The following is a 12226-nucleotide window of genomic DNA, read 5'->3' as shown; positions in this document are numbered from 1 at the left end:
ATTATTTAATAAAGTAAATAATAGAAAGAGCAGCCTTCGTCACTCCGAAATAGTCTTTCGTTTCGCTCTTCTGAACCGTACCGCACGATGCGCACGGATATTTATCATAGTCCAGATGTGCCCATCCGACACCGATCACAGCCTCCATGCTCCAACGGTTGCTCAGCAGCCATTGGTAACCATAGGACAGACCGGCTCCGTAGAGGTTGCCCTGATAACGATAATTCTCCATATTTTTACTCAGGAATTTGATCCCGCCGACATTATAATCGGCATAATGGGCATGCACTCCGAGAAAATGGCCGTTAAACTTCTCACATAACCAATAACGCGCTTCCGGCTGAACCATCCAATGTTTCCAACGCATGTCGTCGCCAAACTTCCATCCGTTGTAGTTACCGGACAAGTCCAGTGTCCACTTCTTGCTCAATCCCATTTCAACACCGAGGTTGATCGTTGCAGTCGCGTCGTACAGCAAGTTTGACTTTACCGCAAACTTCTGCCCATAGACATTCGTCATGCCGGCTAGAAGCAAAAAGAGGAAAAGTACTTTTTTCATACACTTCATTTTTAATTATCTTTCGTTTTTCTATCCCATGTTAAACAGCAAAGGGGATAATACAGTTTATCCCGACACAAAAATAGAATAAGTCTTTACCACGCGCGGTAGGTGCTCGTTTCAAGTTTCACGGGCAAAGCTACCAAGAACGGACCGCGTGATATAAATACCGACGAAAAAAGGACAAGACGATAGAAATACCGATTAACACACGGAAATATTATCATATCGATTCATTTCTCCGACTCCCTCTCGAAACGCGCCCATTTGAGTTTTTTATTGACGACCTCCGAAGTGCGGACATGCATGCCCTTTACGAAAATGGATTCGGCTCGGATTTCGTTGATGCGGTCTACACGACGGTATTTGGCGGAGATACCGAAAGTGCAAAAATCGTTCAGGCAGACATCGTAACCATCTTTCAACCGATCTATGATATAGTCTTCCATCAGCATCCACGAACGTGCCAGTTCCGAACGGAGGGAAGACGAACCGTGCGATATTTCTTCAAACATCCGCTCTTTGTTTATTGTGCCACGGCTGACTACTTTGGGATAAAAACCCGTTACTTTCTCGCTGTCCTCATTCAGGTTATCATAAATGGGGACAAATCTGTATTGTATACTCATACTATATTATTTTTATAAATGATTATCATGCTACACATCGACACCTTTCAACCCAACCACCTGATTATTTATCTATTATCAGGTGTCGATGTTGGTGTCGATACAGATGTCGATGTACTCACCCGACCGGTACATCGGCACCCGGTTCTTCTGTTTCCGGTATGACATAATAGTATTTCCGGTCTTTTTTCATCTTCTTCCGTACATTATATTTTTGCATTAATTGTCCGAACAACCTCAGCTTTGTTTCCGTAAGGTCTATTTTGCTCTGTTTGCTGATTGTCATCAATATTTCGGGTGCTGACAACGGCTCACAAACCTCCTCTTCCTCCGGAATACGGAAATAATGGAGGAACAACTCTTCCAGCAAAGGCCGCTTTTCGAACATCCGGTTATTCCGGTTCAAAAGCACCTCCTCTTCCGGGGTAAACCAATAGCGTTCACCTTCCCTCAAGGCACTGACCGCCTGGGCGTAGAGTTGAGGATAATCGATGGGTTCTATCCGGATCATCCCCTTCACCTCCACCCCGATAAAACGGCGGCTGCCGGTGGTATCGGTCAGCAAAGAGAACGTATTGGAGGTTGCGATAAACGAAGCGAACCGCCTCATCTCCTCCATGCTCTCGCCATAAGGCTTACGCAACGTCACTTTCGCCTTCTGAAGCAGGTTTTTCAAATAAGGCTGACGGGAAGCAGGTATCGAGTCGAACTCATCCAGGTTGATCAGCGCGAAACGGTTCAACGCCATCTCCGCATCCTTCCGGCTTCCCAAGTCGATCCCATCGACATAGTAAGACCGCAGTTCGGGTGGCAGAAGACTCTGGCAAAAAGAACTCTTACGGCAACCCTGCGGCCCGACCAACAGGGGTGACGTGCTATTGGCATGTTCCCTGTCCATCTGCAACCAGTGTGCCACCATACTGAGGAACCAAATATAAAAGAAATCCCTCCACTCCTTGTTTTCGCATGGCACACAATCGGCAAGGGCACGGATGCGGTCCTGCCCGTCCCAATGCGGCAGATCGAAAAGGAACTCCTCGATCGGCCAGTAATGGGAAACACGCCGGGAGTCCACGTAACGCTGCACGTCATATTCGATTGCCGATATCCCTTCCAACTGCGCCTCGAAACAGATGCTTTTAACCGCCTCGGCCGTCACCGGGCGATAGTCCGTAAACAGCGAATGTCGTTCGCGATACTCCTTGCATCCCTTCATCCGGTTGAACCTCAACTCATAACGCCTTGTCATAAACTCTTCCATCTGCATCGCCACCAGCATCCGCCGGGGCATACAGGGCCGTACGCTGCAATGTTTTTCTTTCCTGTAGACGTTCCCGAACGTCGCCCTCAACTCCATCTCCTGCTCCCTGCCGAACGGGTGTATCAGGGCAAAACGGACGGCATCTTCCTCCGGGATGGCGGATTGCCGGCATTTACGCGCCAGATGCACGATGAACTTTTTCCGTCCTTCATCGCCACCGTCTTCCGGCCCGACCTGCCGAAAGGTGTCGGTAAGGCTGGTTTCATAAAGGAGCGATATGCGTTTGTAGCGTTCATAGCCGGGCGCCATGCGCAACAGAGGGTCCGTCTCGGCATCGTGTGCCTCGCGTGTCGTCACAGGAGCAGGCATCTGCAAAGGTTGTTCCAGGCGGATCGGCAAGGCATCCGGATTATAATACAGGTCGGGATCATACGACACACGGCATCCTTGTTCCGGCGTCGGGCATCCTTCTTCTTTCCATTCGACGGGCAACTGGAGCTGTGCTTCGTAATAGCGTCCTGCACGAAGGCAGGCATGGGCGTGAAAAAGGCGCATATGCCTTTCCGTCTTTGGCAGCGAACCGTCCGACAAGGTAAAAGGAACCACGATTTTAACGCTCCGTCCGCTCGATCCTACAAACGAAGCGAGTGTCTGCGGAAATCCCGCTGCCCGGTCCCGTATGGCAGCCGCCTCCGCATAATCGATCAGGTTGCCGATACTGAGCAGCACCAATCCTGCATAGGTGGCCACACCGATCCTCTCATCATCCCGCTTCAGCGTAACGCCAAACAAAACTACAGGTATCTTTTCTGCTGCAAGGCTTTTTATCCCGGGAGTCAGATAAGGAATGTTCTGCCGCAAGGTGGTCACCGGCTTCCGGCTATTTTCCGTTTTCATGGCGTTCAAGACAATGCTTAGTTCAAGGTTACGGAAAGCCGCCAGGTCCCCGCGAAGTTGCGTTATTTTCATATTAGCATTAGTTTTTAAATTTCCTGCAAGGTAAGGTTTATATTTCGGATATTCTATGTTTTTCAATTATTTTATGCACAAACTAATACAAAACATACCGGAAACTAACTCGAACCATACCATAAACTAATCCGGGACATACAGGAAAGTTGGGATAGGTAGTACTATGTATAAGGTATAGGTAGTACTATGAATTGCTAATAGGTAGTACTACCTATCGGTGTTATGTCGTACTATCTATCGAGAGTATGTAATATGCTATGAATTAGTTTATGGCATGGTTTGAGTTAGTTTGTGGGGAGATTCGGGATAGTTTGCGGGGAGATAGAGGTTTAAACTGCTGAAAAACGGGGGGGATACCGATATTGGCACACCTCCATCAAAATTCAAGGGCTATGCCGAAACAGCCTTGTCTCCACACGCTTGGCGCGGGAACAAAGCTGTTTCGGCATAGCCCTTGAAAGACTAATAATCGCTTTGGTAATTAATTGAAGCCGAAATTGATCTCGCCTCCAGACTGAATATTTTCTATCACTATATTTAAAGAGCCTGTAGCCGGAACACTCTGTATCAATGCAGATGCTTCATACATATTGCCGACTTGAAAACCGCCTTCGGGTTTCAGGGTTACGCTGCCGGAGGAATACGCTTTAGGTTCACCTTCAAGTACAGGCTCACCTGTAATCTCCTCATCTACTGCTGTCCAAGCATCTTGATTACAGAGCAATACGCCTGTAGCAGCATTTCCCCATCCACTTCCTCCAGCAAATGTCAAAACTTCACCATCCTCGACGTCACCCTTATTAATTTTCTTAACTAACGCAAGGTCTTTATCATTCACAAACATCGCATTATCTAATGTTCCCATTTGCGAAACCGAATACTCAGCCTTCTGAAGCTCACCTGACAAACTTATTGTCAAATCATCTTTGGTATATGTATAAAATTTAAACAAATAAGTTGTACTGATCTCATCTGCCAACGGATTAAACACACTACTACCAAGTTGTTGGTCAACTACTACAGATAAAGGGTCCAATTCACTTTTGATACGTATATTATCTACTGTCAGCTTTATGTTATCCAATAAATAACCACTATACGTAGTCTGCTTAGTAACCTTCAATGCGTTATCAACCCTAATAGCTTTTACTTTTGAGCCACCAGAAATTGTTACAGGATGTCCAAAATAAGTATAAAGATAGTTGTCATTGCCATCTTTTCGTTGCAAGTTGCTATTAATTACATCCTCGTTACGTATATGCGACCCTGTCAATTTATCAATTTCTGCATTAGTAAGTACTCCATTTGCATTAGGGAAAACCTCATACACATATTCTCCACCTTTCAATTGTCTCGGAATATCCACCCGCACTTTCAGTTCCACCCGTGCAGCCAACTGTGTTAACGGGATCTGGATTGGAGAAGCGACAGTCGTCAAGTTAAATGTTGCGGATTTGTTACCGACTTTCACCAACTGGTCAGCTTTCTCTGCAAATGCAGTTTGATATGAATCGCCACCTTCAATAATCTCCTTCAATGCATCCAGAGATTGACAAGATTTATAAGCTTCATTAGCCTCTGTCGTATTGGCTACGACCCAAAAGTCATAAGTACCATAATCCAAACCGGTTAAAGTGATTGTATATCCTTTTTTATACATCTGGCTACCTCCATTTGGAGCGGGGGTATCTACATATTCATTCTCAGTTTCCGATAAAGCATCGCCAGAAAAATACTGAGACGTAATATATTTTTCATTTTCACCGAACACGAATATCCAGCAATCCTCTACATTCAATTCTTCCTCTGTCGCATACACATATCCTTCGTTTGTTGCAGCAGCTTTTGTGATGACGGAAGAGGGAGATAGTTCGATGACGAGATCGCCTTTGCCGGAAACGCCCGGCTCGTCTATTATTTTTTCTTCAGTACATGCTGCAAAGATGAACAATGCAGATATAGCTGTCAGGAATATATTTTTCGTTTTCATAATTGTGTGTATTTTACCTGTCGATACTTTCATTTTTATACTCTCCTATTTAATCACAATACAATTTCCGGGATGGAATTATGAACCCAGTCTCTCGTATAGAATTCGATTGTGGAATCTCCCCAGTCCGGAGTGATCGTCCAACGCACTTTTATGTCGTAAAGGTAGCCGCCTTTGATACCGTTATGATCGACTTCCTTCGTTATACCAGCCGGATTGATCGGGTATGTTTTCTCAAATGTTCTGCCGTCAACTGTGAACTTCACATACAAGGCTGTATTCATTTCAGAATCTTGTCTATATTGGTTAGCATAGCCATAGGCTGTTCCCATGTCAGTCCATCTCGTTCCAATTCGGTTACTACGGTTCAAAAAAGCGCCATCTTTAACATTGACACTCGCATCCCCTTCAACAATCTTGCCATTTTGTTGCAAGTTCACGAATTTAGCTTCATCAAAAACAACAGTCGGATCCCCTTCAAAACCTTTAAGTGTCACATCAAACTGAGAGAAGTCAAGTCGTGCAGCCACATGGGATACCTTCACAAGAATGGTCGTAGAATTATTTTCCGCAACAGACGGAGATGGATAAGAATTAGTTATATCTTTTCCAAAAACAATGCGCGTAGAACCATATTTGATTAGTTGATCCGCAGAAAGACATCCGGATATTTGTTGATTCAAAGCACTTTGTGCATCTCCAATATTGATATTTTTCAAAAATTGATTACCATTTATAACAACATGGGCCTCCAATGTACGATTAGTTTTGTACTTCGTCACAAACTTCAGATCCTTCAAAGTGATAGAACCATCACTATTAGAACTTACCTGATTCCTATTTTGGGGGATTAAAATACCTATTACCTTTCCATCTTCCAATAAGAATACAGATACTTCAGATATCTTTTTTTCGTCATTGTTCTCATCACCTGTTGCAGGTCTGTCTTCACCGGGAACAACAGTTGTTGAAGCTTTTGTAGCCATTTCATTAAAAGCGACACCGAAGTCCAATACTGTATAAGCTTCCGTGGCTTCTTCAATACCCTTCTCTACATCATTCATGATAGCATCATCTTCCATGGAGCAGGAAAAACCGGCAAGAACCAATATTGCTGCGAAAAATATATTCTTAATTTTCATAATCCTATGTATTTTCTCATTTGACTTACGGTGCAAATGTACAGGGAATGCCGACAGGAGGCGATAGGCGAAACTTTCAAGATTAAGTGGTAAAAATACCAAAAGGCAAATTGAGAGGTACACCCTTTAATTGCGATAGAAACGATAAGCTTCTTTTAATAGACAAAAAATAAGGGGGCGTTTTGAAACGTCCCCTTTGGTTATTGTGAATCAATGATTTTATTAATTCGTATCATCTTCTGTTTGCTCGACCACATTCCACGGTGCCACTTCTATACTGAAATTGATACAAGCATTTTCCAAGATTTCATCCGGATTCGGGCTACCTTCACCGGTGATAGTTGCCGAGACCTTGAAAAACTTGTTGCTTGCAACATTACCGGCATCACCAACCAACTTCAAAGGGATATGGAAGTATCTTGTTCCTTTACTTTGATTCCCATCATAATAGTTGCCGGCAATAATCAAACGGGTCTGGTAAGCGCCACCCTCTTCTTTCGAATAAGACCCATCACCATTAGCAGTGAATGGAATACCCATAATGCTTTCCGGGCTATTTGCATTGATATATTTGTCAAAATCCCATCCTGTCAAAGCGTTTCCAGCCGTAGTCAATGACCTGTCGGAATATGTAGCCACCAATGCTTCATCTACAGTACTATTCAATGCAATCAAAAACTGATGTTCATCAAACGATTCAGGGGCTCCTCTGTAGAAACCGGCTCCCGTATTTTCTTCGCCCATAACCGATGCGTTAGCACGGACATTGGCCAAGAACACAGACGTAACATCAAATCTTATCGTTTTACCATCAGATTCCAATGCGCTGAAGTCAGCCTTCAAAGAAACCAATTGCACACGCGCGATGGAGCGAGTCATTATTACTTTAGTCGCACCTGCTGCTGGAATACTTCCTGTATGGTCGTCCTTTGCTGTTACTTTTTCCGGTGTACAAGAAGAAGCACCATTATACCAGTTTATGAAATGTTCCGTGTCGGAAGAAGGCTTTAAACCTCCAACAGTCAACTCTGGACTGTGCATTGGCAAATAAGATTTTCCTACTCCTACAGCATTTAATGATCTGATGTCTTTCGTTGTCTTTCCCTCCAAATCCACTAACTTGGTAACATCATTATAATGCTCCGTATTGGCCAACAAAACAACTTTAAAGGTTGTAGAAGAATTTCCCCCTTCTGTAGTCGGTTTTGCCACTTTCACATGGATAGCCTTGATTGAGGTGATGGACTGATTTTCGCCTTCTCCAGTAACATTATAGTCCTCACCTACCATACCGGAACCATTCAAACTGACATGCTTACTGATCACATACTTTCCGGCTTCGTCAAAGACATAAGCCGTCAAAGACTGGATCTTGGCTTCTTTGCCGTTGCCGGCATCATCGTCACCTTCGGTCGATGCCTTCGTCATGACATCGGTTGTGGAGGCGAAAGAGAGATAAGCGTCTACCTCCTGCGGGCCGGATATTCCGTCATCGTCTTTTGAGCAGGATGCCATTGTGCAAACTGCCAAAGAGGCTAAAAATAAATTTCTTAATTTCATAATTATAATACGTTTAATTTGTTCTATTTTAAATATTTACCCTATGTGTTGCCATCATCAGATTTCAACATCCTGGCTCACTTGTCCCCAATTGACCACTTCGACTTGTACATCCAGGTCTCCGGTAGTCGGCCGTGGCGGAATCGGTATATTGGGATCTTTTTCGTGGTCGCCATCGAAGCTGGTATCTCCGAAGGTGACATTCAGGCGATATACATAGTTGCGTTTAACGTAGTTGTGATTATATCCTCTGTCCAGACCGTTCCGATTGATTACGGCGGTGAATATTTTTGTTTCCGCCTCATACGTGTCCGTTTCAAGCAAAGTTGCTCTGACCTGTATTTCTGTCGGGGCTTCAGAGCCATCGTTTTCCATCACGTAATGCACATAAGGTGTGTCGTTTATCGGAGAACCGTTGGCGATATCGCGATTCAATGCTGTCGCATCGCTGTTGCCGAGGTGTCCGGTTGCCATCACCACTCCCCAATAATCACGGCTGAAAAAACGTGAAGCCGTGCTCTGGTTCAATATCGTGACTTCTTCCACTCTCACCGTACGATTGCGCAGAAGTGTTTTTGTAAAATCGGTCTTGACATTGACCAAGTCGAGACGGGCGGCAAGACGAGTGATTTCGACTGGTTCGGCGATACCGTTGATATTTTCACTGCCCATCGATGCGTATCCCAGATAGTTGTCTCCCTTGACAAGAGGCGCTTGGGTCGTAATGACCGGACTGCTCATGACCAGATTGCTCTGAGACTGGTCGGCAAGTTGTGCCAGCTTGGATTCGAAATCGGAATAGCTCGTAACACCGGCAAGCGAATTTTCCGGCGTATTGGAAACGATCACGATCTGCGCCCGCATGGTCATAGCAGGCACGTTCAGGATAGAGGCCTCGCCTTCCGAGTTGGTTGCCTGCCAGCCATAGCCAATCAGTTGTGCACCGCTTTCGTCGAAAACGAGCACCGAAAGGTTATTTACTTTGGCCTCTCCGGCCAACTCATTCTCATCATTCGGGTGAACCCCTTTCGTTACGGCCGACCCCACCGCCTTGACCGCAATGCTCAACGAAGCATCCGCATCCTTCCCCTTAAATGATTCTTCATCCTTGGAGCAAGCAGTACAGCATAGGAGTACTGCCAGGGTCGAGAGGAATATGTTTGATAGTTTCATAATCATAATGTTTATTAATTAAAGAGGTCTTGCCACACAACGAATATATCCTTCACCATTGCCAGAAACAATCTGCTTAGTCGTAACATCATACAATCCATCCATCGTCCAATATTTTGCTTCTTTCAACGGATTTGCTTTCTCCAACTCAATAATTTTATCTATTTCTGCTTTTGTCGGCAAGAAAGATTTTAAATAATTACCAATACTTGTCGCTGCATATGGGTTTTGATAATCACCTGTTCCCATACAAATTCGCTGCGCTCTAATTTTATCCGTAGTCCTACTAAAATATTCATTACGAGAACCATCCGAATATCCACCTTCAACTTCTTTAGGATGTAAATATGCACCATCAACACGACGGGCATAAACGGTTGATTTATCGGATGGACTATAAGTATTTGTTAACAACAACAAAGGAAGTTCCTTTACCATCAATACTGATGTTTTTGTTTCCTCATTGGTTATAAAAGTCATCTTATACTCACGCGTATTATAAATATCCCCTTTCGCAACTTCATCTCTCCTATTTAAATTATCTGCAGAAGAAAAACTTCCCTGATTATAATTACGCCCTTCACCAAGAATACCGACATCATTCGGTGCAATAGCAAACTCAGTCAACGAATTTGCAGTAATTTTAAAATTGCCAAAATCAGCTGCAGAAGAACCACTCCAATATCCATTTTGATTAAAGTACATATTCATATCAGCCGACGAAACACCAGTAGTTGTCAACGTAATGCTCCCTGATGTTCCATTAGACACATAAAAAGGGACATAACCAAGACTCTGCGGATAACCGTCAATCACTAAATCTCCTTCCGGCAGGAAAGTCGCTTCATCTAATTTTGCATGTACGCGCCACTCATGTTTCAGCTCGCCATATCCGGCTTCTTGGCTGAAATCCAATGTCACTATATAACTTTTATTTCTACAGATATTAAAGTCTGAAGTAATATCTTCACCCAAAAAGAAACGATAATTAATATCACCGGCATCAACTGTTGTTGAAGAAGAAGTCTGGCTTTTCACAATAGAATACTTACCCTTTACTTCAATGTAAGTACAAGCCAGATCATCCCATTTCTTAAACCAAGTATCATAATCTACCACATCTGCATTTTCAGGCACGTCTATACCCGGACTTTTATAAGCGGCTCCTTTTTCATTGGGATAAACACCTTGTTTATTTTCATACATATGAAAATAAGAACCTTTATCACTTTGAACCTCGTCAATATCAAACTCAATATCAGCAGCAACTGTTTGCTTCGGTGTCAACTTATTGTCACCTTCACCAGAAAATGGCATAAGGGTATAGACACTTGGCAACTTACGGACTTTTACACTATGTATATTTAGATAAACCTTATCCATATCCGGCAAATTTTTCGTAATTCTGAATGTCACCTTTGAATAAGGTGGTACGACCCGTGCACAATAAGAAGCGCCATCCGTTGTTACATTGACACCTGTATTTATTCCTTCTTCGTACATTTCGCTACTCTTAGACGCATCTGTTCCCTCTGCAACAAATCCTAACATCATCTCCTTACCTGTCGGTCCCTGACTTGCTTGAAATTGTGCGGTCAACAAATCCGCTTCAGTGGCATATTCGGCCGCTACACTTTGGGAGCCGGTATTCGTCAATACATATATCTTATGTCGACCTGTTTTTGTTGAAAATTCCACTGTCCGTTGGTCAGCCTCATCATTCCATTTTCCCCAATAAGCAACAGTTCCATTCCCCCCTGCCTCGTTATACACAAGTACCGCCAAATCATCTATTTGTCCGAATGTTTCACCATTATCTAAGGCTTTAGTTTCAACTACCGTAACATCAGGTGCTCCGATATTCAGTTTCAAGGTCACCGGCAGACCTTCGGGGACATCCGGACCGTTGTTGCCTTTATCGAAATCTTCGTTGGTACACGAAGCAACTGTCAGCACACACCAAAGGAGGGCTGACAGCTTTATTATATTTTTATGTAACATACTCATTCGTCTTTATATATTAGCATTCGTTTCTTATTACCATTCAATATCATCATCGACAACACCCCAAGGAGTCACTTTGATCCTTGCGCCTAAGAAGGCGCCGTCTTCGCCCCATGCGAATAGTACCAATGTACGCTGGAACGGATGGATTTCGATCGGGCCTGTCGTACCGTCGTCGAAAGTTCCTTCCTTCACTTCGTAACGGTCGTTACCGACCTGTATGCTTCCGGTCATATTCTGACCTAAATAGAGCGCCTGCGGTCCTGTCGTTTCCCATTCGGAGTCTTTCCAGTCGGCTTCGGGGTTATAGTAGACGCTGTCGCCGGTCAACTCGCCCTTATAGTCGATCGTGTTCAAGGTGCGGTCCATATAAAAATCGCATTCATCGGTCGCACGCAGCCCTCTTGCCGTCAGGGCATATTGAAGGTTAAGCGTTCTCATCTCGACCGTTCCGGTTTTGGGTTCGAGCACGATTTCCTGGTTTCCGCCAGCCACACCGTTCCCGCGTACTGTCACATCGATATCGCCGAAAAAGATGCTGTCGGGAGATTGTGCGATCTCGCCTTCGCTCTTCAGAGAAACGGCAAAGTCTTCGGCCTTGGTGGCCTCGTTCACGTCCTGATGTCCTTTGAGGTTTCCCCATGCGATCAGGTGCAGTTTCGAACTTTCAGGATAGTTCAACTCAATGGTTTCTTTGCCTCTGATAAAGGCATCGTTGAGATCGCGCGTATCAAGCAGCTTCGAGTTGTTATCGTAGATAAAGAGCTTGGCTTCCGAAACAACGCTCAAAGCCGTGATATCATCACCTTTGTGGTTCACGACCTTTAGTGTCAGCTTATAGCACTCGTCCAAGTCTTCCTTGATACAGCCGGTGGCAAAGACCGTAACTGCGACAAGTGCCAGAAATAAAACCTTTTTTGTCAATATTGATTTCAT

9 protein-coding genes are annotated in these 12226 nt (G+C 44.3%); all 9 read right to left on the bottom strand.

Going from position 1 to position 12226, the window contains the following annotated elements:
- Nucleotide 1: 1 nt before the first annotated feature.
- The gene (locus KTG12_RS08400) at nucleotides 2-559 is read right to left on the bottom strand and encodes a DUF3575 domain-containing protein (protein ID WP_005650631.1); all 558 of its coding nucleotides are present in this window, start codon (nucleotides 557-559) and stop codon (nucleotides 2-4) included.
- 233 nt (nucleotides 560-792) lie between these two features.
- On the bottom strand, nucleotides 793-1188 hold the full coding sequence (locus KTG12_RS08395) for a hypothetical protein (protein WP_005637603.1): 396 nt from the start codon (nucleotides 1186-1188) through the stop codon (nucleotides 793-795).
- A 118-nt stretch (nucleotides 1189-1306) separates the two neighbouring features.
- On the bottom strand, nucleotides 1307-3418 hold the full coding sequence (locus KTG12_RS08390) for a VapE domain-containing protein (protein WP_155143579.1): 2112 nt from the start codon (nucleotides 3416-3418) through the stop codon (nucleotides 1307-1309).
- Nucleotides 3419-3902: 484 nt separating this feature from the next.
- Entirely contained in the window at nucleotides 3903-5411 is a 1509-nt protein-coding gene (locus tag KTG12_RS08385) for a hypothetical protein (protein ID WP_229092713.1), read from the bottom strand.
- A 53-nt stretch (nucleotides 5412-5464) separates the two neighbouring features.
- The gene (locus tag KTG12_RS08380) at nucleotides 5465-6553 is read right to left on the bottom strand and encodes a hypothetical protein (RefSeq protein ID WP_155143575.1); all 1089 of its coding nucleotides are present in this window, start codon (nucleotides 6551-6553) and stop codon (nucleotides 5465-5467) included.
- 222 nt (nucleotides 6554-6775) lie between these two features.
- Entirely contained in the window at nucleotides 6776-8113 is a 1338-nt protein-coding gene (locus KTG12_RS08375) for a fimbrial protein (RefSeq protein WP_155143573.1), read from the bottom strand.
- A 57-nt stretch (nucleotides 8114-8170) separates the two neighbouring features.
- Nucleotides 8171-9286, bottom strand: coding sequence for a fimbrial protein (locus tag KTG12_RS08370; protein WP_046452211.1), 1116 nt, complete (start codon nucleotides 9284-9286; stop codon nucleotides 8171-8173).
- A gap of 18 nt (nucleotides 9287-9304) precedes the next feature.
- Nucleotides 9305-11287: a fimbrial protein gene (locus tag KTG12_RS08365; RefSeq protein WP_173022980.1), complete on the bottom strand. Its 1983-nt coding sequence runs from the start codon at nucleotides 11285-11287 to the stop codon at nucleotides 9305-9307.
- A gap of 36 nt (nucleotides 11288-11323) precedes the next feature.
- A complete protein-coding gene (locus KTG12_RS08360; RefSeq protein WP_039849980.1) occupies nucleotides 11324-12226 on the bottom strand; it encodes a FimB/Mfa2 family fimbrial subunit in 903 nt (300 codons plus the stop codon).

This window comes from Parabacteroides sp. MSK.9.14 (assembly GCF_019041495.1).
Taxonomy (GTDB): domain Bacteria; phylum Bacteroidota; class Bacteroidia; order Bacteroidales; family Tannerellaceae; genus Parabacteroides; species Parabacteroides merdae.
Note: the sequence above shows the minus strand (reverse complement) of the source record. Positions and strands in the feature narration are given on the sequence as shown.

Excerpts from the sequence above, each read along its gene's own strand:
- KTG12_RS08385 (WP_229092713.1), bottom strand. The coding sequence starts at position 5,411 with ATGAAAACGAAAAATATATTCCTGACAGCTATATCTGCATTGTTCATC.
- KTG12_RS08380 (WP_155143575.1), bottom strand. The coding sequence starts at position 6,553 with ATGAAAATTAAGAATATATTTTTCGCAGCAATATTGGTTCTTGCCGGT.
- KTG12_RS08395 (WP_005637603.1), bottom strand. The coding sequence starts at position 1,188 with ATGAGTATACAATACAGATTTGTCCCCATTTATGATAACCTGAATGAG.
- KTG12_RS08360 (WP_039849980.1), bottom strand. The coding sequence starts at position 12,226 with ATGAAATCAATATTGACAAAAAAGGTTTTATTTCTGGCACTTGTCGCA.
- KTG12_RS08400 (WP_005650631.1), bottom strand. The coding sequence starts at position 559 with ATGAAAAAAGTACTTTTCCTCTTTTTGCTTCTAGCCGGCATGACGAAT.
- KTG12_RS08390 (WP_155143579.1), bottom strand. The coding sequence starts at position 3,418 with ATGAAAATAACGCAACTTCGCGGGGACCTGGCGGCTTTCCGTAACCTT.
- KTG12_RS08365 (WP_173022980.1), bottom strand. The coding sequence starts at position 11,287 with ATGTTACATAAAAATATAATAAAGCTGTCAGCCCTCCTTTGGTGTGTG.
- KTG12_RS08375 (WP_155143573.1), bottom strand. The coding sequence starts at position 8,113 with ATGAAATTAAGAAATTTATTTTTAGCCTCTTTGGCAGTTTGCACAATG.
- KTG12_RS08370 (WP_046452211.1), bottom strand. The coding sequence starts at position 9,286 with ATGAAACTATCAAACATATTCCTCTCGACCCTGGCAGTACTCCTATGC.